Genomic DNA, 20396 nt, shown 5'->3' on the forward strand with positions numbered 1-20396 from the left:
CAATCATCCTTTCATGAAGCGCCGGCGGAAAATGCGGCCGGCCGGAATCACCTGTCAGCTTTGCGCGCGCCTAGGCCGGGGGCAAGACCCCGGTGGCGGGGGCAAGCTGCATTCCGCCATCCCCCAACATCAGCCGGTGGCTGGCGACGCGGGTGGCAAAGTCCTGATCGTGGGTCACGATCAGCACCGCCGCACCGCGCGCGGCCAGAAAGCCGATCAGCGCCTCAAGCCGGGCCAGATGCGCGGCGTCCAGCCCGCGCTGGCTTTCATCCAGCATCAGCACATCCGGGCCATGGGCGACGGCGCCGGCCAGCGCCACCATGCGCCGGGCACCGGCATGCAGGTCCAGGGGATGGGCCTTGGCCAGATCCGCCATCCCCATCCAGGCCAGAACCTGCCCGGCGCGAAACCGCGCCTTGGCCGCCGCGATGCCCTGATAGCGCAGCGCAAGCGCCACCTCATCGACCACCCGCGCCTGCACGAAATGGCGGTCCGATGCCTGAAAGGTCACGCCGATATGGGCGGCCAGCGCCTTGGGATTGGCCCGCACCGGGTCATAGCCGGCAATGTCGATACGGCCCGCTGTCGGGCGCTCCAGCCCTGAGAGCAGCCGCAGGAGGCTGCTTTTGCCGGCGCCGTTCGGGCCCAGCACGGCGGTGACGCTGCCCTTGGGGATGTCCAGCGTCACGTCGCGAAACAGCGGAGGCGCGTCCTTGTAGCCAAAGCTCAGGCCGTTCAGCCGGATTGCCGGTCCGTCAAGATCATGATCGGGAACGGGCGGCACCGGGATTTCGGGCGGGGCCGGGTCGGGCTGCGGCGGCTGCAAGCCGCCGTCGCGGATCTCCAGCTGATCCCGCACCAGCCCCCGCATCCAGGGCTGGGCGGCCACGTCCAGAAACACCACCGCCATCTGCCAGGGCAGGTTGTTCAGATGGCCCGCCAGCGTTTCGCGGGTTTGCAGGTCCAGATCGATCATCGGCTCGTCCAGCACCAGCAATTGCGGGTGCATGGCCAGCGCGCCGGCCAGAACCAGCCGCTGCGTCTCGCCGCCCGAAAGGTGGCGGCAATTGCGCCGTGCCAGATGCGTCAGCCCCAGAAGCTCCATCGCCTCATCGGTGCGGCGCGCGATCTCGGAGCGGGGCAGGCACAGATTTTCGGGGCCAAAGGCGATTTCCTCGCGCACGGTAAAGGCCCGGCCCGACAGTTGCAGCCAGGGCTGCTGGCCGACGAATTGCACCATGCCGGCGCGCTCGGCGCGGCGGTGTTCGTACCAGGCGCGGTCATTCCACAGGATCTGACCTTGCATGGGCGCAATCAGCCCGGCCAGTGCCCGGCCCAGCGTCGTCTTGCCGGCGCCATTGCCGCCCAGAATCGCCAGCCGGTCGCCGGGGCGCAGATCCAGCGCCGCGCCGCGCAGGATCGGGGGCTGCCCCGGATGGGACAGCGTCAGGTCGCGGACCAGCAGGCTCATAGCGCCAGCACCAGAAGCTGCGCGCCCGAGGCCAGCAACAGGCCCATGCGCAACCGCACCTCGGCGGGGGTTTCGGTCAGCGGGTCCAGCAGGCTGCGATGGGGCAGGGCGCGAAAGCCGCGCGCCTCCAGCGCCTCGGCCCGCGTGCCCGCCTCTGAGATCATGCCGCGCACCAGGGGCATCAGCATCGCCCCCAAAAGCCGCACCCGCGCCCGCAGGCCCGAACGCGCCGCCAGCCCGCGCACCTGCAGGGAATCGCGGATGGCGGCGGCCTCGTCGGCGATGCCATCGACAAGGTTCAGGGGCGCGGTCAGCAGATAGGCGGCGGCGGGGGGCAGGCCCTTTTGGTCCAGGGCGCGGGCCAGATCATTGACGCGCGTGGTCATCACCATCAACAAGGACACCGTCAGCAACAGCGCGATGCGGGCGAAATAGGTCAGGGCGCGCGCCAGCCCTTGCGGGTAATAATCCAGCGGCCCCAGCGGGCGGGCGGGGCCGTTTTCCAGCATGAAGCCATGGACGACAAACAGCGCCAGCCCCACCGGCACCAGCAGCATGGCCAGCCGGCGCGCCATGGCCCAGCCGATCCGGCACAGCGCGCCCGCGGCCAAAGCCAAGCCGGCCGCCGCCAGCAGTACGGGCGCCGGCCAGATCGGCAGCATGGTTGCCGCCAGCAGCACAAGCGCAAGCTTGGTCAGAGGCCCCGTGCGATGCAGGGCCGAGACACCGGATCGGTACAGCATCAGTCCCGGCTATGTGCGAGGAAAGGCCAGTCGCTTGCCGTGCGCTGCGGCAGGCCCCGGATGATGCCCCAGACCAGCAGCGCGGTCACGATCTTGTCGGCGAGATTCGCGGTGATGACCGTCACGATGACCGAGCCGACCAGATCCTGCCCCACCTTGGTCAGATAGGCGATCAGGAAATCCGCGCCGCTGCCGGTCACGCCGCCAAACAGGTAGATGCGGATCGGCACGGCGATAAAGGCCAGCGTCACCGCGATGATCGCGCCCGAGGCCGCTGCGCCGATGGGCGTGCGGAACAGACCTGCGCGTGCCAGCAGCCCGGCGACAATGCCGATCACCGCCGCGACCGGTGCGAAGAATGCCACCGTCGGTCCCTGGATCAGCCCCCAAAGCAGGTTCGTCACCAGACCGGTCAGCCCGCCGATCCAAGGCCCGCACAGGACCGCGACCAGCATCGTGCCCAGCGAATCCAGAAACACCGGCAGTTTCAGCAGGCTTACCAGCTGTCCCAGCGCCATGTTCAACGCAATGCCGATGGCCATCAGGACCAGAACGCGGGTGGAAAAGATCGGTTGGCTCATGGCCGGATTCCCTGCGATGTCACGGCGGCTTCGCCGCCAGATTGTTTACGACCAATTCGTCATAACCGGAATAGGGGCAAGGCGCGCGGGCAAAGGCAAGATCCTCAAGGATCAGGACCACGATTTCCGCCGTGGTATAGACCGCCGATCCGGGCAGAAGATGGCCGCCAAAGGCCCGCCCCTCGCCATCCGCGATGCCCAGGTGCAGATGCTCGCCCGCCGGATCGATGGTCCCCGCCAGCGAGGTGATCTCGTAATGGCCCAGATATTCGCTGGGCTCATTGCGGTTCGCATGCCGGATCACGGCGCGGGTCAGGCTGCCGACGCAGGTGACCAGCGCCATGGCCTGCGCGCCGGTCTGGCGTTGCAGGGCGCGCAGGGCCGCGACCGGGTCCTCGCCCGGTTTCAGGCGCAGCGCGGCATAGCGGCCCGAGGACAGCGGGACCATTCACTCACCCCTTGGGAAGCGCTTGGAGTCCTCGAGCACGTTCAGGTCCATGTGGTTGCGCATATAGCGTTCCGAGGCCTTCATCAGCGGCTGGTGATCCCATGGGAAATAGGCGCCGTTCCGAAGCGCCTCATAGACGATCCAGCGCCGGGCCTGACTTTCGCGCACCTCGGCGTCATAGGCGGGCAGGTTCCAGCGTTCGGTGGCCATGGCGCGCATGCGCTCCAGCACCTCATCGGCGCCGGGGTGACCGACCAGATTTGTCCGCTCATCGGGGTCCAGCGCAAGGTTGAACAGCATCTCGGGATCGGCGTCGCAGGCGATGTATTTCCAGTCGCCATCGCGCAGGCAGACCAGCGGCGCAATGCTGCCCTCGGCCGCGTATTCCATGGCGACGGGGCCGCGCCTGTCCGCGCCCTGCGCCAGCGAGCGGCCATCGGTCCATGGCGCGATCTCCTCCAGCGAGATCCCGGCCAGATCGCACAGCGTCGGCAGCACGTCGATGGTGGAAACAGGCGTATCCACCCGTCCCGGCGCCATGCCGGGGGCTGCGATCATCAACGGCACGCGGGCCGAGCCCTCATGGAAGTTCATCTTGAACCACAAGCCGCGTTCGCCCAGCATTTCGCCATGGTCAGACAGAAAGACCACGATGGCCTCTTGCCGGGTGCGATCCAGCACATCCATCAGTTCGCCCAGCTTGTCGTCGATATAGCTGATATTGGCGAAGTAACCCTGACGGGCGCGGCGGACATGCTCGGGCGTGACCTCAAGCCCGCGCCAGTCGCAGGCATCCATCAGGCGCTGCGAATGCGGGTCCATCTGCGCGTAGGGGATCGGTTCGGGCGGGGTCAGTTCCGGCGCGCCGTCATACAGATCCCAGTATTTGCGCCGCGCGACAAAGGGGTCGTGGGGATGGGTAAAGCTGACCGTCAGGCACCATGGCCGATCGTCCCCGCCGCGCGCCAGATCGTAAAGCTTGCGGCAGGCGTGATAGGCAACCTCGTCGTCATATTCATACTGGTTGGTGATCTCGGCCACGCCCGCGCCGGTGACCGAGCCGAGGTTGTGATACCACCAGTCGATGCGCTCGCCCGGCTTGCGGTAATCCGGAGTCCAGCCGAAATCGGCAGGATAGATGTCGGTGGTCAGCCGTTCCTCGAACCCGTGCAGCTGGTCGGGGCCGACGAAATGCATCTTGCCCGACAGGCAGGTCTGATAGCCGGCGCGGCGCAGGTGATGGGCATAGGTCGGGATGTCAGAGGCAAATTCTGCGGCATTGTCATAGACTCGCGTCCGTCGCGGCAATTGCCCGGACATGAAGCTGGCGCGGGCCGGCGCGCAAAGCGGGCTGCCGGTATAGGCATTGGCATAGCGGACCGAGCGCGCGGCCAGGGCCCGCAGATGCGGGACATGCAGGAAATCGGCCGGGCCGTCGGGGAACAGGACCCCCGACAGCTGGTCGGCCATGACGATCAGGATATTCGGGCGTTCCAATCCGGTCCCCGTCAGTTCACAGAGGCCATGACCGCGTCCAGTCCGGGCTGGCCGTCCAGCGTCGTCACGCCATCAAGCCAGGCCTTGGCGGCATCCGGGTTGGCGGCGATCCAGCCCTTGGCGGCTTCTTCGGCGGACATGGCGTCGTCCAGGATATTGCCCATCAGCACGTTTTCCATATCGATACTGAAGGTCAGCTGCCGGAACAGCTTGGCCACGTTCGGGCATTCGGCCACCCAGTCCTTGCGGGCGACGGTATGGACGGTCGCGCCGCCGAAATTGGGGCCGAATTCCGCATCCCCGCCCGAGAGGTAGGTCAGCTTGTGCTTGACGTTCATCGGATGCGGCGCCCAGGCCAGAAACACCGAAGGCGTCCCCGCCCCGTCATTGCGCGCCACCTGCGCCAGCATCGCCTGTTCGCCGGATTCGACCAGTTCCCAATCGCCAAGACCGAACTTGTCGGCCTCGATCATCGCGGCGATGGACTGGTTGGCGGGCGCGCCCGGCTCGATGCCATAGATCTTGCCTTCAAACGCGTCCTTATGCGCGTCCAGATCGGCGAAATCCTTGACATTCAGGCTGGTGCCGGCGTCGGTCACGGCCAAGGTGAACTTGGCCCCGTCAAGGTTCTTGACCAGTTCCTCGGTCTTGCCCGAGGCATCGATATCGTCGCGGAATTTTTGCTGTGCGGGCATCCAGTTGCCCAGAAACACGTCGGTTTCGCCGTTTTTCAGTGCCTCATAGCCGATGGGCACCGACAGCGTGGTGATATCGGGCGCATAGCCGAGCCCGTTCAGCACGGCGGCGGCAACGCCATTCGTGGCGGTGATGTCGGTCCAGCCGGGATCGGACAGGCGCACCTTGGCGCAGCTTTGCGGATCGGCGGCATGGGCGCCGGTCGCGGCCAGCGCGGCGGCAAGGGCAAGCGAGGGCAGCAGGCTGCGACGGGTCATGGATATTCCTTTCAGTTGCTTGCGCCCGGTCCGGAACTGGCCGGTGCTTGTTTGCGCAATCAGCCCATAGCCGCGCCATCGGATCAAGAGCCGAGTTCGCTTCACCTGAAAAACCGGTTGCTGACGGATGGTGCCGGGGAGGGGGAGGGGTGGTAGGCCCGGAGGGACTTGAACCCCCAACCAAGGCGTTATGAGCGCCCTGCTCTGACCATTGAGCTACAGGCCCCCGAACGCGCGCAACATGCGGGGCTTTGGGCCGCGCGTCAAGGGTGTGCGGCCCCGCCGGATCCGACCCCGCAAGGAACGCAATGGTGTGCCCGCGCATTTCTGTTCCGACCGCAACAGGACAGGAGCATCCGGAAAATGACCAGCAAAACCCTTGATCCGAAATTCGTTCTGACGCTGGACCGCGTGCTTGCGGCGCCGGTCGCGAAGCTGTGGCGCTGCTGGACCGAGCCCGATCTCATCAGGCAATGGTTCTGCCCCAAGCCATGGCTAGTCTCCGAGGCGCGGATCGACCTGCGTCCGGGCGGCGAGTTCTATACCCTGATGAACGGCCCCGACGGCGAGCGCATTCCCAGTCTGGGCGTCTTTCTCGAGGTGCAGCCCGAGCGGCTGCTGGTGACGACCGACGCATTCCGGCCCGGCTGGCGGCCCAATGATCAGGCCTTCATGGTCGCCGAGGTCCGCTTCGCCCCCGAGGGTGAGGCCAGCACCCGCTATATCGCCCGCGCCATGCACTGGACCGAGGACGCCATGCGCCAGCACGAAGAGATGGGTTTTCACGAAGGCTGGAACGCGGCGGCGGATCAGCTTGAGGCGCTGGCGAAAACGCTGTGACCGCCAAGGCGACCGCGCGGGCGGTTAGTCGGCGAAATCGTTGGGGCGGACAAGGGCGATCATCTCGGTCAGGGATTTCACCCCCAGCTTTTCCAGAATGCGGGCGCGATGGTGATCGACGGTGCGCGGGCTGATGCCGAAATGCGCCGCCACCTCCTTGCTGGATGCGCCCGAGGGACGTTCGACGATCAGCCGGACGATCTCGAGTTCGCGCGCCGTCAGGCTTTCCAGCCTGACCTGGCGCTGCCGTTCGCTCGTCTTGGCCGAGATGCTGCGGCGGGCGATCTCGAAGGCGGCGTCGATCCGTTCGATCAGCGCGGATTGCGGAAAGGGCTTTTCAAGAAAGTCCAGGGCGCCGCCCTTCATCGCCTGCACCGATTCCGGCACGCCGCCATGCCCGGTAATGAAGATGATCGGCAGGAGCATGTTATTGGCGTTCAGGTGCTTTTGCAGCTCCAGCCCGTTCATGTCGGGCATGCCGTAATCCAGCACCAGACAGCCCGCCTTGCTGGAGTCGTGCGAATCCAGGAATGACCGGGCCGATGCATGGGTCTCGACCTTGTAGCCGCGCTTTTGCAATGCCCGCGACAGCGAGGTGCGGATTCCTTCATCATCATCGATCACGAAGACCGTTAGCGCAAGTTGGGGCATATTATCGGGCGTTCAATCTGATTCGCGTCACTTGAGGCAGTCATTCAATCGGTTTTTGGTCGGGACTCAACGCTGACGTTAACACTCATTATGTCTGCACTGTCTGGCGTATTGGAATCGTGAAATAAAATTTTGCGCCGGGCTGATCGCTGTCGGTGTGCCAGAGCGTGCCGCCATTGGCCTCGACCATCGAGCGGCAGATCGACAGGCCCAGCCCCATGCCGTCCGGCTTGGTCGTCTCGAACTGGGTGAACAGGTTCAGGCCGGGGGCGATTCCGGGGCCGGTATCCTCGACGCCGACCAGGACCATGCCATCGGCTTCCCGGGCGTTGACCGTGACCTGCCGCACGCCGTCGGGGCGGGTTGCCATCGCCTCGATCGCGTTGCGCAGCAGGTTGACCAGGACCTGGGCGATCTGGACGCGGTTGGCCACGACCAGCGGCAGATGCGGCGGCAGGTCGGTTTCGACGCTGACCTGCGCCTCGGTTGCGTCGGCATGCACCAGATGCAGCGTCTGCGCCAGAAGATCGGCGAAGTTGAAGTTCGTCCGGGCACCCTCGTCCTTGCGGATGAAGCTGCGCAAGGCACGGATGATTTCGCCCGCGCGCAGCGATTGGTGCTCGATCTCGGTCAGGATGTCGCGCAGCTCGGCATCGCTGTCCGGCATCTGGTCCAGCACCAGCAATGCGGTATCGGCGTTCTGCGCAATCGCCGTCAGCGGCTGGTTCAGTTCATGGGCCAGCCCTGAGGCCATCTGCCCCATGGTATTGCCGCGCGCCAGATGCGTCAGATCGCGGTTGAGCCGGTCGATTTCTTGCTCGCGATTGCGGCTTTGGGTGATGTCCTCCATCGTCAGCACGGCATGCAGCGCCTTGCCCTGACGGTCGCGGATGGTGATGCCGTTCAGTGTTACCCAGATCGTGCCGCCATCCTTGCGGATGCAGCGGATATCACGGTTGACGACGAAATCGTTGCTGCTCGGGCCGCCCTGGGTGGCGAAGCCGACCATATCGTCGGGATGGAGCAAATCTGGAAGATGCATGCCGACCAGCTCATCACGCCCGTATCCCACGATGTCGCTGAAGCGCTGGTTGACGCGCACGAACCCGCCATCTTCCGGGGCGATCTGTGCCATCCCGCGCGAGGACATGTTGAACGTCTGGCCGTATTCGCGTTCGGTTTCGCGGCGGGCGACGATCTGCTGGACCAGCGCGGCATTGGCGCGCTCCAATTCCTTGTAAGTCTTGGGCAGGGGCGCGTCGGGGTCGATCTCGCCCTGCGAAATCAGCGCGGTCCGCACCGCGAATGCGCGCACCGGCTTGTGGATGTAATCGGCCAGCGCCAGCCCGACCAGCGCGGTGACCGCCGCGACCAGCGCCGCAAGCCAGATGTTCATGGCGCGGTTCTTCTTGATGACCGCGGTGAAGTCGTCCTCGGGGGCGTAGACAGCGATGGTCCAGGGCAGCTTGTCGCTGATCACCGGCATCATGGTCGACACATAACGCGCCCCGCCATAGTCGAATTGCGACGGCGTTTCCTTGGCCACCGGGATCGAGCCGCTGTCGGCCAGAGGCCCGAACGCGGCCCGGGCGATCGGGTCGTCGATCTCGCGGATATCGGCGAAGCGCAGGGCGCCGTCCTCGCTTTCGGTCTTGATGAGGGCCTGATTGGGATGCGCGATCACATCGCCGTTGCGATGGATGATCAGCGCCTTGCCATTGGTGCCGATGTTCAGTCGCGACAGGAACTCCGAGATCATGCTGATCTCGATATCGACGCCGACGACGCCGCGGATGCTTTTGTCGGGCTTGAAGACCGGCGCGGCCAGCGTGATGCCGGGCTGCTGGGACGAGAAGAAGATATAGGGATCGGTCCAGATCGTCGTGCGTTCGGCGCGGGCCTTGACATACCATGGACGTTGACGCGGGTCGTAGGCATCGGCGGGGTCATCGCGCCGTTCGACGACCGAGAAATCGTCGCTGCGCCAGATCAGGCGGGTCCGGCGCTGGCCATTCGGATGGTCGATGATCTTCGACCGGAATTCGCCCGGCCCGTCGGGGCTGCGCATCACATAGACGAAGTCGCCGTTCTCGCTGCCGTAATAGACCCCGGCGAATTGCGGCGCAATCTGCAGCTGCTGAAACAGCAGCTGCTCCAGCCGCTGCGGGTCGTCGCTGGCCACGACACGGTTCTGCGCCAGCCGGGCGGCCAGTTCCGCCGCGCCCTGCGCCGGGCTGAGAAACCCCTTGGAGTGCTCCATCGTGTTGATGCCGACATCGCGCAGCAGGTCGCGGGCATGATTGATCAACGCCTGCTGCGAGGTGACATAGGACGAGAATACCACCGCCAGAACCGCCAGAAACTGAAGGCCGGCGAGTCCGATCGCCAGCAGGGCGCCAAGCGATTTGGTCATGACCGGCCGCCCCTTGCGGCCAGCCGGCGGCATGGATCGGGACAGGAGCGGGTGGTTGCGAGGGGCGTCATGTCCTGCTGTCTCGTCGGGCTGTGCGGCAGGTTGTACCGCGATCCGGCCCTGCGTGAGGATGTTCTAGCAAATCATCCGTAAAAAGACAGTGAATGCGTGTCGACATGACCCAAGGTAAAAAACCGTGGATATTCCTGAGTGGGCGCGGTTTGTAGAACAAAATAGGTAGAATTGCCTAGGTAATGACACGAATTTACTAGATATGCACAAATATGGGAAACGATCGCAATGCTTCTGCAACTCGGCTTCGTCCTGAATGAGCAGAACGGGTTGTGTAAGAGTGATAACGACCATTGTGGTCAGACGTTAATTTCGGGCCGGCGCGGTTGGTATTTCGCAAGCGCCGCCGGCCTGCTTTTCCTCCTTTGTCAGTTCACGGTTTCCCTCTCGATGAAAACGGACGAATCGCGCGGCTTGTGCCGCGCGATTTCCGTTTGTGCCGGTCGCATGACAGGGCAGAAGCCCCTCGGATCGATGCAGGCGGCTGAAGTCGCCTCGCGTGCGGGAAACTATCAATATATTGATATATAAAGATAAATAATCCAGAAAATGGCTCTGTGGATTGAGCATTTAACACGATGCGATGGGTCGTATTTTTTTCTTGAAAAACACGATTTATCCTGTCGTAATATGCGGAATAGAGCGGCCTCACCGGCCCAGACCAGAGGGAACGACCCGAATGACCAGCAGGACATTTTCGCAAGCTGCCTTTGCTTTCCATCTGCCGCCGCCGGCGCGGCTTGGCCTGTCGATCCTGGCGCTGCTGGGGCTCATGGCCGCGCCGATCCCGCTGCGGGCCGAGACGCTGCTGAATGTCAGCTATGACCCGACGCGCGAGCTGTATCGCGACGTGAACGCGGTATTCGCCCAGAAATGGCAGGCAGACGGGCACGAGGCCCCCCAGATCGAGACCAGCCATGGCGGGTCCGGCGCGCAGGCGCGGGCGGTGATCGACGGGCTGGGGGCGCAGGTGGTGACGCTGGCCTTGGCATCCGACATCGACAAGATCGCGGCGGCCGGCAAGCTGCCCGCCGACTGGCAGTCGAAGCTGCCGCACAATTCCAGCCCCTATACCTCGACCATCGTTTTTCTGGTGCGCAAGGGCAATCCCAAGGGCATTCAGGACTGGGGTGATCTGGTCAAGGAGGGCGTCGAGGTCATCACCCCGAACCCCAAGACCAGCGGCGGCGCGCGCTGGAACTATCTGGCGGCCTGGGCCTGGGCGGAAAAGGCCGGGCAGGACCCCAAGGCTTTCGTGGGCGAGCTGTTCCAGCATGTGCCGGTGCTGGACACCGGTGCGCGCGGCGCCACCACGACGTTCGCGCAGCGTGGCATCGGCGACGTGCTGCTGGCATGGGAAAACGAGGCCTATCTGGCGCTCAAGGAACTTGGCCCCGACCAGTTCGAGATCGTCGTCCCCTCGGTCAGCATTCTGGCCGAGCCGCCGGTGGCGCTGGTGGACAGCAATATCGCCAATGACGCGCAGCGCGAACTGGCCGATGCCTATCTGGCCTTCCTCTACAGCCCCGAAGGGCAGGCGCTGGCCTATAAGCACTTCTATCGCGCATGGGACAGCAGCGCCGCCAATCCCGAGGATGTCGCCCGTTTCCCCAAGCTTGAACTGGTCGATATCAGCCATTTCGGCGGCTGGGCCAAGGCGCAGCCCGAGCATTTCGGCGATGGCGGCATCTTTGACCAGATCTATACCGCGAAGTGATCGCCATGGCTGGAACCCCCTTCATCCAGAAAACCCCGATGCCCGGCCTGCGCCTGTCGGCCGGCATCACCCTGACGATGCTGTCCATCGTCGTGTTGCTGCCCATCGCCGCCCTGCTTTTGCAGGGCGCGAGCTTTGGCCCCGCCAATATCTGGGAGGTGGTGAACCGCGAACGGGTCTGGGCGGCACTGTTTCTGTCCTTTCGCCTGGCTTTCTTTGCGGCGCTGTTCAACCTGGTCTTTGGCCTGCTGCTGGCCTGGGTGCTGACGCGCTATGACTTTCCGGGGCGGCGCATCGTGGACGCGGCGGTGGACCTGCCTTTCGCGCTGCCGACGGCGGTTGCGGGCATCGCGCTGACCGCGCTTTACGCGCCGAACGGCACCTTTGGGCAACTGGCCGCGCAGTTCGGCTGGAAGATTGCCTATACGCAATGGGGCATCCTGCTGGCGCTGATCTTTGTCGGCCTGCCTTTCGTCACCCGCACCGTCCAGCCCGTCATTGCCGAGATCGACCGCGAGGTCGAAGAGGCCTCGGCCACGCTTGGCGCCTCGCGGCTGCATACGCTGATCCATGTGATCCTGCCGATGCTGGCGCCAGCGGCGCTGACCGGTTTCGCGCTGGCGCTGGCGCGGGCGGTGGGGGAATACGGCTCGGTCATCTTCATCGCCGGGAATATCCCGATGAAGACCGAGATCGCGCCCCTGCTGATCGTCATCCAGCTGGAAGAATTCCACTATCAGGCGGCGGGTGCCATCGGCATCGCCATGCTGCTGATTTCATTCGCGATGCTTCTGGTTATCAACCTGATCCAGATCCTGTCGCGCCGGAGGATGGGCCATGTCTGACATGATCACGGACACGATCGCGCAAACCGGCGCGCGGCCGCGGAAATTCCGCGCCGCCACCGCCGAAAGCACGCCGGTGCGGCTGGCGCTGACCCTGCTGGCGCTGGCCGGTGTCGGGGTGCTGGTGGTGGCGCCCTTGGCCACGGTCTTTGCCGAGGCGCTGGCCCAGGGCTGGGCGGCGGCGATCACCAGCCTTGGCAATCACGACGCGCAATCGGCGATCCGGCTGACGCTGTGGGTCACCGCCATCGCGCTGCCGCTGAACGCCGCCTTTGGCATCGCCGCCGCCTGGCTGATCACCAAGTTCGACTTTCGCGGCAAGGCGCTGCTGATCACGCTGATCGACCTGCCGTTCTCGGTCAGTCCGGTGGTGGCGGGGCTGTGCATCGTTCTGCTGTTCGGCGCGAACTCGCTGGTCGGCGGCTGGCTGGTCGCGCATGGCTTTCCCATCGTCTTCGCCATTCCGGGCATCGTTCTGGCCACGGTCTTTGTCACCTTCCCCTTTGTCGCGCGCGAACTGATCCCGGTGATGATCGAGCAGGGCCGCGCCGAGGAAGAGGCGGCGTTGACGCTGGGCGCCTCGGGCTGGCGGGTGTTCTGGACCGTGACCCTGCCCAATATCCGCTGGGCGCTGCTTTACGGCGCGCTGTTGTGCACGGCGCGGGCCATGGGCGAATTCGGCGCGGTCGCGGTGGTTTCGGGCAAGATCCGCGGCCAGACCGCCACCATGCCGATCACCATCGAGATGCTTTACAACGAATACCTGTCGGTCGCCGCCTTCAGCATGGCCGCCGCGCTGACCGCGCTGGCCTTGGTGACCCTGATCCTGAAAACCACGCTTGAGCTGCGCCATGCCGGCCAGCTTGCCGCCAACCGCCGCCATTGAGGAGCGTCGCGATGCATATCCAGATTGACGAGATCGCCAAAAGCTTCGGCAGCTCGGCCGCGCTGCATGGCGTGTCGCTGTCCATTCCCTCGGGGGCGCTGATCGCGCTGCTGGGGCCGTCCGGCTCGGGCAAGACGACGCTGCTGCGCATTCTGGGCGGGCTGGAGTTTCCGGCCTCGGGGCGGGTGCTGTTCGACGGGCAGGACGCGACCGGCATGAGTGTGCAGGAACGCCGCGCTGGCTTCGTGTTCCAAAGCTATGCGCTGTTTCGGCACATGACGGTGTTTGACAACATCGCCTATGGGCTGCGGGCGCGGCCGCGCGGCAAGCGTCCCGAAAAGGCGGAAATCGCCCGGCGGGTGACCAAGCTTCTGGAGCTGATCCAGCTTCCCGATATCGGCGGGCGCTATCCCAGCCAGCTTTCGGGCGGCCAGCGTCAGCGCGTGGCCCTGGCGAGGGCGCTGGCGATCGAGCCGCGGATGCTTTTGCTGGACGAGCCCTTTGGCGCGCTGGATGCCAAGGTGCGCAAGGAGTTGCGTCAGGGCCTGCGCGAGATCCATGACGAGACCGGGCTGACCACGATCTTCGTGACCCATGATCAGGACGAGGCGATGGAACTGGCCGATCTGGTGGTGGTCATGTCGATGGGCAAGATCGAACAGATCGGCCGGCCCCAGGATATCCGTGCCCGCCCGGCAACCGAATTCGTGCGTGAATTCGTCTGCGCCTAGGGGCGGGGTGGGGTCACGGAATGGACTGGCGGGCGTTCAGCCCGCCAGAACCCAGTCAGGCGCGTCAAAGCGCGTCAGGGCCACCAGCCGGTCGAAATCGCCCGGCGTGGCTGCCAGAACCGGGAAGGGCTTGCTTTGCAACGCGCCCTTGCCCAGTGCGGCGACCCGCCCGCCCGCGGCCTCGATCAGCGCATAGGCGGCAAGGCAGTCCCAGACCGACATGCGCGGCTCGCAATAGCCGACCAGCCGCCCGGCGGCGACATAGGCCAGCATCAAGGCGCCCGAGCCATAGCGGACATGGGCAACCCCGTCTGCGGCCAGATCGCCGTAAAGCTGGCCGACGCGGGCAGCGGGCGCGCGGTCATTGGTGCCGATGCCCAGAAGGCCGGTGGACAGATCGAAGCGATCCGTCACCCGCACCGGCTGGCCGTTCAGCGTCGTGCCCAGCCCGCGCCCGCCCAGGAACATCTCGTCCAGAACCGGCACATAGATCGCCCCCAGAAGCGGGCCGTCCCGGTCCATCAGCCCGATCGAGATGCACCAGCCCGGCAAGCCGTTCAGATAGGGCGCGGTGCCGTCGATCGGGTCGATGACCCAGGTCAGCGCGCTGCTGCCCGGCTCAAGCCCGTGTTCCTCGCCCAGAAAGGCATCCTCGGGATAGGCGGCCTTCATCTCGTCGCGGATCAGTTCCTCGACCTCGCGGTCGGCCTGCGAGACCATGTCGGTCAGCACGCGCTTGGTTTCGATGGCCAGCTGGTCGCGGTTGCGGAAATAGTGCAGCGCCAGTGCCCCGGCGCGGCGCGCGACCACCTCCATGATCGCCAGCCGACCGGCCAGATCGGTTTCGGCCTCCGTCATGCCCTTGACCCCCACGCTCATGCGATCAGCGCCACGCCGGTGCCGCTGAATTGCAGCCGCACCGAACTGCCCGGCGCCCGCGCGGTCGAGCTGGCGGCATCGACCACGAAAAGCGACCCGGCGGCGGTGTCGATTTCATATTCGATGTGATCGCCCAGATAGGCGGCGCTGGTCACGCGCCCCTCAAGCCCCGGACCGTCTGTACGGACGTGGAAGGCATTGGGACGCACGGCCAGCCGCGCCGCGCCCGGCCGGCCCTTGCGCGCCGGCAGGGTCAGCTCGGCCCCGCCGACGCCGATCCGCGCCTGACCCTCGGCCACGCTGAGGATCTGGCAGTCGATGACATTCGCCTCGCCGATGAAATCGGCGATGAACTCCGAGGCGGGGGCCTCGTAAAGCTCGCGCGGGGCGCCGTCCTGGGCGATATGGCCGTCCTTCATCACCACGATCCGGTCCGAAACGGCCAGCGCCTCGTCCTGATCATGGGTCACATAGACGGCGGTGAAGCCCAGCCGCTGCTGCAATTCGCGGATCTCGGTGCGGACCCGGCGGCGCAGGCGCGCATCAAGGTTCGACAGAGGTTCGTCCAGCAGCAGGACCTGCGGTTCCAGCACCAGCGCCCGGGCCACGGCCACGCGCTGCTGCTGGCCGCCCGACAACTCGGACGGCAGGCGGTCGCCGCGACCGGCCAGACCCACCAGATCCAGACCGCGCGCGGCATGGTCGCGCGCCTCGGCCGCCTTCATGCCCCCCGATTCAAGGCCGTAGGCGATGTTGTCCAGAACCGACATATGCGGAAACAGCGCATAGCTTTGAAACACCATGGTCACGTCGCGCCGGTTGGCGGGCAGGCGGGTCACGTCCTGACCGCCGATCAGGATCGCGCCTTCGGTCGGGGTTTCAAGCCCGGCCAGCATGCGCAGCGTCGTGGTCTTGCCGCAGCCCGAGGGCCCCAGCAGGGTCACAAGCTGGCCCGGCTCGATCTTCAGGTTCAGGTTCGGGACTGCGGTAAAGCCGCCGTAATCCTTGCGGACCGCGCGGAATTCGACCGCGCCTCTTTGCGGATTGCTCACGCTGTTGCCTCCTTTGCGGCGGGGGGATTGGAGCGGCGGCGCAGGCGGCGTTCGCCGACCAGCATCTGGAAACCGCCGATGACGATGATCATCACCACGATCAGGACCGAGGAATAGGCAATCGCCACGCCATATTGGCCGTTCTCGACCAGACCGACGATATAGGCGGTCGCCATGTTGTATTTCGCCGAGACCAGGAAGATCACCGCCGAGATGGACGTGATCGCCCGCACGAAGCTGTAGACCAGCGCCGCCGTGATGGCCGGCCGCAGCAGGGGCAGGATCACCCGGCGCAGCGTGCGGCCGGAATTGGCGCCCAGCGTCAGCGAGGCCTCGTCCAGACTGCCGTCCAGCTGCGCCATGGCCGCGATCGAGCCACGCACACCCACCGGCATGTTGCGGAAGACAAAGCACATGATCAGGATCAGTGCCGTGCCGGTCATCTGGATCGGCGGCAGGTTGAAGGCCATGATGTAGCTGATGCCGATAACCGTGCCGGGGATGGCAAAGCTCATCATCAGCACGAACTCGAACACGGCCTTGCCCGGGAATTTCTGCCGCGCGATCAGCCAGCCGGTCAAAAGACCGACCGCCGCCGTCAGAGGTGCCGCGATCAGGGCGATCAGCATCGTGGTCCAGAAGCTGTTCCACGCCACGCCTGTCCAGCGCAACCCATCCTCGCCCCAGGTGATGCCAAAGGCATGGGCGTAATGTTCCAGCGTCAGGCTGTTATCCAGCCCCCACAGCTTCACGAAGCCGCCGAACAGGATCATCGTATAGACGACCAGCGTGAAGATGCTCCAGACGGTGACAATCGTGATCACTGGCCAGGCCAGACGGCGCGGCAGGCCGGCATGCATGCCGCCGTCACCCTTGCCGCCCACGGTGGCGAAGTTCTTGCCCGAGAGCCACATCCGCTGCGCCAGGAACGCCGAAAGCGTGAAGCACAGCAAGATGGCCGCCAGCACCGCCGCACGCGACGGATCGTTCTGCGCACCCACGACCGAGAAGAAGATCTCGGTCGAGAGCACGCCCCCCGAGCCACCCAGAACCAGCGGGTTGCCGAAATCGGCCATGCTTTCGATGAAGCCGATCAGGAAGGCATTGGCCAGACCCGGCGCCATCAGCGGCAGCGAGACCATGCGGAAGGTGCGCCAGCGTCCGGCGCGCAGGGTCTGGCTGGCTTCCTCCATCGAGGGGCTGATGCCCTCGACCACGCCGATCAGCACAAGGAAGGAAATCGGCGTGAAGCTGAGGACCTGCGCCAGCCAGATGCCCGGCAGGCCATAGATCCAGCGTCCGAATTCAAGCCCGGTCGCGCCCTCGATCACCTGCGTCAGCGTGCCGGTGCGGCCCAGCAGCATGATCAGGGACAGGCCGACGACAAAGGGCGGCGTGATGATCGGCAGGATCGTCAGCAGCCGCAGGCTTTTCTTGAACGGAAACGCGGTGCGCGTGGCGACCAGCGCAAAGGCCAGCCCAAGGCCCGTCGTCGCGGTGGCGGTGCACAGCGCCAGGAACAGCGTGCGCCAGGCGACACCGCAGCTGGGTCCGCCGATCAGGCAGGACAGGCTCCAGATCTTGGGGTCGACGATGTTGCGCGCCACGCCCTCGGTCGTGAAGGCGCCGTCGATATCCTGAAACGCGCCGGTAAAGATCGACAGGATCGGATAAAAGACGAAGGTGGCGACCAGAAGGATCAGCATCGAGATCGAGGTCAGGATGAAGGCGTCGCCCTTGAGCGCGCCGCGCTCGGCCGCCCCGAATGAGATCAGGCAGGTAAAGGCCACCGCCAGGATCACCGCGCCGGCGCCAAAGGCGGGCTGCCCCGCCACCTCGCCGAACATGCTTTCCAGCAGACCCCAGTTCCAGCCGCGTGTGCCGATGGCCAGGCCCTCGGCGATCAGCCAGACCAGCCCGGCGGCACCCAGCCACACCAGCCAGCGCCCGCGATCCGCCCCCGAGGGACGGGCATGGCGCAGCCACAGCGCGCCCAGGATCAGTGCCAGCACCGGCCAAAGCTGCCAGCGCCCGATTGCGACCTGAACCGTCGCCGGCCACAGGTCTGATTTCGTGAAAAGGTCACCGATCCAGCCGAAACTGAAAAAGCCACCGCGAATCTTGTACCAAGGCAGGATCAGCAACGCCGCTATCGCGCCGCCCAGGATCCAGTCCAGGCGCCTGTTGTCAGCATTCATGAGGATGTTCCGTCCGGTTCGGGAATGGGCCGGGGCGGCATCATGCCGCCCCGGAGAACCGCGTTACTCGTTACTCGGCGGCGCGGCCGCCGACTTCGGCATCCCAGCGGGCCAGCAGGGCCTTGCGGGTTTCAGCCGAACCGTATTTGGCGAAATCATAGTCGATCAGCTTGAGCTTGCTGAAATCGGGCGTGTGCTCCGATGCCACCGCCGCCTTGTTCGACTGGACCTGATACGAGCCCGCTTCGGGCATCAGGTTCTGCGCATCGGTGGTCAGCGCCCAATCGTAGAAGACCTTCGCCTCGTCGGGATTCTGCGCGCCTTCGATGATCGACATCGAGCCGACCTCATAGCCGGTACCCTCGCAGGGGGCGACGACCTTGATCGGGAAGCCCTCGACGGTCTGGCCGATGGCGTCATGCATGAAGACGATGCCCAGGCCCGCCTCGCCGCGCGCCGCCGCCTTGACCGGCGCCGAGCCGGACTTGGTGTATTGCGCAACGTTGCTGCCCAGTTTCTTCAGGTAATCCATCGCCTCGTCCTCGCCCATCAGCTGGACCAGCGTGGCCAGCGCCGTATAGGCGGTGCCCGAGGAGTTCGGATCGGCGATCTGGATTTCGCCCTTCAGCGCGGGGTCCAGCAGGTCCGACCAGCAGGTCGGCTCTTTCAGGCCCTTCTTGGTGAAGATGTCGGTGTTGTAGCCCCAGCCAAGCGCGCCGCTATAGACGCCGACCGTGCGATAGCCCGAGGTTTCGGCCTGCTCGACCGCCCAGTCGTGCAATTCGGCCAGATGCTCGGACTTGTATTCCGCCGTCAGGCCCTCGGCCGCGGCTTGCAGCTGCGGATCGCCCGTGCCGCCCCACCACAGGTCGGTCTGCGGGTTGCGCCCCTCGGCGCGGACCTTGGCATAGGCCTCGCCCGAGGACAGGCGCACCATGTTGACGCTGATGTCGGAATGGCTGGCCTCGAAGGCGCCGACGAGCTTTTCGCAGATCGCCACTTCGGCCGAGCAGATCATGTTCAGCTCGGCTGCGTTTGCTGCAACGGCCGGCACGGCCAATGCGGCCCCTGCCGCGATGGCGGCGGTTCTGAATTTCATAGGTTCCCCTCCCTTGATCTGTGCGTGAGATTGATTGCACAGCTGTGCATGACAATTCAACACGAATCGGGTCCATGTCAACAAAGAATTTTCAAGATAATGCTTTCTATGTCGATTCATCTGGGATAATCTGATTGCAATGCTGTGCATCAAACCTGTCTGAGGTGGAGATATGTCCAGGACTGCAGTCAGCGCGAAGGATGTCGCCGAGCTTGCGGGCGTGTCGCGGGCGGCGGTTTCGCGATGTTTCACGCCCGGGGCCAGCATCTCGCCCGAGACGCGGGCGCGGATCGTCAAGGCGGCCGAGCAGCTGGGCTATCAGGTCAACCGCCTGGCCAGCGGCCTGATCCGCAACGAGACCGGGCTGGTGGCGCTGATCGTCTCGGATATGGCGACGCCCTATCGCTCGCATCTGCTGGCGGCGCTGACCGAGGCCGTGCAGCAGGCCGGCAAGGTGGCGCTTTTGATCAAGACTGACCGCAGTGATGGCAGCGCCGAACAGGCTTTGCGGCAGGCGATCAGCTATCGCACCGATGCGGCCATCTTCCTGTCGGGGATGCCGGCGCGTTCGCTGGCCGAGACCTGCATGCGCAACGGCATGCGTCTGGTGCTGATCAACCGCGACGAGGACCGGCCGGGCGCGTTGCAGGTGCGTCTGCATGATGCCGAGGCCGGGCGGCGCGCGGTCGCGGTCCTGCGGGCCGCGGGGTGCCGGCGGCTGGCGCTGGCCAGCTCCGGGGTCGGAACGCACAGCATTTCCGAACGGGAGCGCGGCTTTCGCGAGGCGGCGACGGCCGCCGGGATCGACTGGATCGAAGAGCGCTTCGGCTCGACCAGCTACCAGACCGGGCAGGATCTGGGCATGGCGCTGCTGTCGCGGCGCGACCGCCCGGACGGCGTGTTCTGTGCCACCGATCTGCTGGCCTGCGGGGTCATGGATGTGGCGCGCTGGCGTCTGGGCATCCGCGTCCCCGACGAGCTGTCGCTGATCGGCTATGACAATATCGCGCAGGCGGGTTGGGACAGCTATGGGCTGACCACCTTTTCCCAGCCTGTCGACGAGATGGCGGCGAAAAGTGTCGAATGGCTGTCGGCGATGGCGGCGAATGACGATGGCGATGACGGGGCCGGGACCGCAAGGGCCGAGATTCTCTTCATGCCGCGGCTGGTCTTGCGCGGATCGGTCGCGCAGGGCTTCGTGCCGGGGGTCGGGCGCTAGGGCCGGGCGCCGGGGCGGGCGGGAATGCGCCGTGGTTTCCCCGGTGCGGCTGCTCATCTGGCTTGCGCCTCTGGTCTGACGGCATGCCGTGATTTGGCCGA

Annotated in this window: 19 protein-coding genes and 1 tRNA gene; 7 read left to right on the forward strand and 13 right to left on the reverse strand. The window is 65.5% G+C overall.

What is annotated here, in order from left to right; all coding sequences use genetic code 11:
• Positions 1–70: 70 nt before the first annotated feature.
• The 7 genes from DFP89_RS13270 to DFP89_RS13300 form a co-directional block, all read right to left on the reverse strand.
• Entirely contained in the window at positions 71–1471 is a 1401-nt protein-coding gene (locus tag DFP89_RS13270) for an ATP-binding cassette domain-containing protein (protein WP_114349874.1), read from the reverse strand.
• Positions 1468–2214 carry an energy-coupling factor transporter transmembrane component T family protein gene (locus DFP89_RS13275; protein ID WP_114349875.1) on the reverse strand — a complete coding sequence of 249 codons (747 nt, stop codon included), beginning with the start codon at positions 2212–2214 and terminating at the stop codon, positions 1468–1470. Before DFP89_RS13275 ends, DFP89_RS13270 begins: the two co-directional genes overlap by 4 nt.
• Entirely contained in the window at positions 2214–2795 is a 582-nt protein-coding gene (locus DFP89_RS13280; protein ID WP_114349876.1) for an ECF transporter S component, read from the reverse strand. The genes DFP89_RS13275 and DFP89_RS13280 overlap by 1 nt, the downstream gene beginning before the upstream one ends.
• Before the next feature lie 19 nt (positions 2796–2814).
• On the reverse strand, positions 2815–3243 hold the full coding sequence (locus DFP89_RS13285) for a PPC domain-containing DNA-binding protein (protein ID WP_114349877.1): 429 nt from the start codon (positions 3241–3243) through the stop codon (positions 2815–2817).
• On the reverse strand, positions 3244–4740 hold the full coding sequence (betC, locus tag DFP89_RS13290) for a choline-sulfatase (protein WP_114349878.1): 1497 nt from the start codon (positions 4738–4740) through the stop codon (positions 3244–3246).
• Between the two features lie 11 nt (positions 4741–4751).
• Positions 4752–5693 carry a choline ABC transporter substrate-binding protein gene (gene choX, locus DFP89_RS13295; RefSeq protein WP_114349879.1) on the reverse strand — a complete coding sequence of 314 codons (942 nt, stop codon included), beginning with the start codon at positions 5691–5693 and terminating at the stop codon, positions 4752–4754.
• A 150-nt stretch (positions 5694–5843) separates the two neighbouring features.
• A tRNA-Ile gene (locus tag DFP89_RS13300) sits at positions 5844–5919 on the reverse strand.
• A 137-nt stretch (positions 5920–6056) separates the two neighbouring features.
• On the opposite strand from DFP89_RS13300, the gene DFP89_RS13305 reads away from it, so the two are divergent.
• Positions 6057–6533 carry an SRPBCC family protein gene (locus DFP89_RS13305; protein ID WP_114349880.1) on the forward strand — a complete coding sequence of 159 codons (477 nt, stop codon included), beginning with the start codon at positions 6057–6059 and terminating at the stop codon, positions 6531–6533.
• Positions 6534–6557: 24 nt separating this feature from the next.
• On the opposite strand, the gene DFP89_RS13310 is transcribed toward DFP89_RS13305, so the two are convergent.
• A complete protein-coding gene (locus tag DFP89_RS13310; protein ID WP_342770947.1) occupies positions 6558–7157 on the reverse strand; it encodes a response regulator transcription factor in 600 nt (199 codons plus the stop codon).
• Between the two features lie 115 nt (positions 7158–7272).
• Positions 7273–9597, reverse strand: coding sequence for a cache domain-containing protein (locus DFP89_RS13315; RefSeq protein ID WP_114349911.1), 2325 nt, complete (start codon positions 9595–9597; stop codon positions 7273–7275).
• A 300-nt stretch (positions 9598–9897) separates the two neighbouring features.
• Between DFP89_RS13315 and DFP89_RS13320 the strand changes: the two genes are divergently transcribed.
• From DFP89_RS13320 to DFP89_RS13340, 5 genes are all read left to right on the forward strand, one after another.
• On the forward strand, positions 9898–10200 hold the full coding sequence (locus DFP89_RS13320) for a hypothetical protein (protein WP_114349882.1): 303 nt from the start codon (positions 9898–9900) through the stop codon (positions 10198–10200).
• A gap of 241 nt (positions 10201–10441) precedes the next feature.
• On the forward strand, positions 10442–11386 hold the full coding sequence (locus tag DFP89_RS13325) for a sulfate ABC transporter substrate-binding protein (RefSeq protein ID WP_181870339.1): 945 nt from the start codon (positions 10442–10444) through the stop codon (positions 11384–11386).
• Between the two features lie 5 nt (positions 11387–11391).
• Positions 11392–12231 carry a sulfate ABC transporter permease subunit CysT gene (cysT, locus tag DFP89_RS13330; protein WP_114349912.1) on the forward strand — a complete coding sequence of 280 codons (840 nt, stop codon included), beginning with the start codon at positions 11392–11394 and terminating at the stop codon, positions 12229–12231.
• 1 nt (position 12232) lies between these two features.
• On the forward strand, positions 12233–13117 hold the full coding sequence (gene cysW / locus DFP89_RS13335) for a sulfate ABC transporter permease subunit CysW (RefSeq protein ID WP_114349884.1): 885 nt from the start codon (positions 12233–12235) through the stop codon (positions 13115–13117).
• Positions 13118–13128: 11 nt separating this feature from the next.
• Positions 13129–13848, forward strand: coding sequence for a sulfate/molybdate ABC transporter ATP-binding protein (locus tag DFP89_RS13340; RefSeq protein WP_114349885.1), 720 nt, complete (start codon positions 13129–13131; stop codon positions 13846–13848).
• 36 nt (positions 13849–13884) lie between these two features.
• On the opposite strand, the gene DFP89_RS13345 is transcribed toward DFP89_RS13340, so the two are convergent.
• From DFP89_RS13345 to DFP89_RS13360, 4 genes are all read right to left on the reverse strand, one after another.
• On the reverse strand, positions 13885–14727 hold the full coding sequence (locus DFP89_RS13345) for an inositol monophosphatase family protein (RefSeq protein WP_245948732.1): 843 nt from the start codon (positions 14725–14727) through the stop codon (positions 13885–13887).
• Positions 14724–15779, reverse strand: coding sequence for an ABC transporter ATP-binding protein (locus DFP89_RS13350; protein ID WP_114349886.1), 1056 nt, complete (start codon positions 15777–15779; stop codon positions 14724–14726). The genes DFP89_RS13345 and DFP89_RS13350 overlap by 4 nt, the downstream gene beginning before the upstream one ends.
• Positions 15776–17977: an ABC transporter permease gene (locus DFP89_RS13355; RefSeq protein ID WP_114349887.1), complete on the reverse strand. Its 2202-nt coding sequence runs from the start codon at positions 17975–17977 to the stop codon at positions 15776–15778. Before DFP89_RS13355 ends, DFP89_RS13350 begins: the two co-directional genes overlap by 4 nt.
• Before the next feature lie 70 nt (positions 17978–18047).
• Positions 18048–19076, reverse strand: coding sequence for an ABC transporter substrate-binding protein (locus tag DFP89_RS13360; RefSeq protein WP_114349888.1), 1029 nt, complete (start codon positions 19074–19076; stop codon positions 18048–18050).
• A gap of 172 nt (positions 19077–19248) precedes the next feature.
• Between DFP89_RS13360 and DFP89_RS13365 the strand changes: the two genes are divergently transcribed.
• Entirely contained in the window at positions 19249–20295 is a 1047-nt protein-coding gene (locus tag DFP89_RS13365; RefSeq protein WP_114349889.1) for a LacI family DNA-binding transcriptional regulator, read from the forward strand.
• The last annotated feature ends 101 nt before the right edge of the window (positions 20296–20396 follow it).

Source organism: Paracoccus lutimaris, from assembly GCF_003337565.1.
Classification (GTDB): Bacteria; Pseudomonadota; Alphaproteobacteria; order Rhodobacterales; family Rhodobacteraceae; genus Paracoccus; species Paracoccus lutimaris.

Coding starts and splice junctions, on each gene's coding strand:
- DFP89_RS13270 (WP_114349874.1), bottom strand. CDS start 1,471: ATGAGCCTGCTGGTCCGCGACCTGACGCTGTCCCATCCGGGGCAGCCC.
- DFP89_RS13320 (WP_114349882.1), top strand. CDS start 9,898: ATGCTTCTGCAACTCGGCTTCGTCCTGAATGAGCAGAACGGGTTGTGT.
- DFP89_RS13360 (WP_114349888.1), bottom strand. CDS start 19,076: ATGAAATTCAGAACCGCCGCCATCGCGGCAGGGGCCGCATTGGCCGTG.
- DFP89_RS13345 (WP_245948732.1), bottom strand. CDS start 14,727: ATGAGCGTGGGGGTCAAGGGCATGACGGAGGCCGAAACCGATCTGGCC.
- cysT (WP_114349912.1), top strand. CDS start 11,392: ATGGCTGGAACCCCCTTCATCCAGAAAACCCCGATGCCCGGCCTGCGC.
- DFP89_RS13280 (WP_114349876.1), bottom strand. CDS start 2,795: ATGAGCCAACCGATCTTTTCCACCCGCGTTCTGGTCCTGATGGCCATC.
- DFP89_RS13340 (WP_114349885.1), top strand. CDS start 13,129: ATGCATATCCAGATTGACGAGATCGCCAAAAGCTTCGGCAGCTCGGCC.
- DFP89_RS13305 (WP_114349880.1), top strand. CDS start 6,057: ATGACCAGCAAAACCCTTGATCCGAAATTCGTTCTGACGCTGGACCGC.
- DFP89_RS13275 (WP_114349875.1), bottom strand. CDS start 2,214: ATGCTGTACCGATCCGGTGTCTCGGCCCTGCATCGCACGGGGCCTCTG.
- DFP89_RS13355 (WP_114349887.1), bottom strand. CDS start 17,977: ATGAATGCTGACAACAGGCGCCTGGACTGGATCCTGGGCGGCGCGATA.
- DFP89_RS13325 (WP_181870339.1), top strand. CDS start 10,442: ATGGCCGCGCCGATCCCGCTGCGGGCCGAGACGCTGCTGAATGTCAGC.
- cysW (WP_114349884.1), top strand. CDS start 12,233: ATGATCACGGACACGATCGCGCAAACCGGCGCGCGGCCGCGGAAATTC.
- DFP89_RS13315 (WP_114349911.1), bottom strand. CDS start 9,597: ATGACCAAATCGCTTGGCGCCCTGCTGGCGATCGGACTCGCCGGCCTT.
- DFP89_RS13365 (WP_114349889.1), top strand. CDS start 19,249: ATGTCCAGGACTGCAGTCAGCGCGAAGGATGTCGCCGAGCTTGCGGGC.
- DFP89_RS13285 (WP_114349877.1), bottom strand. CDS start 3,243: ATGGTCCCGCTGTCCTCGGGCCGCTATGCCGCGCTGCGCCTGAAACCG.
- choX (WP_114349879.1), bottom strand. CDS start 5,693: ATGACCCGTCGCAGCCTGCTGCCCTCGCTTGCCCTTGCCGCCGCGCTG.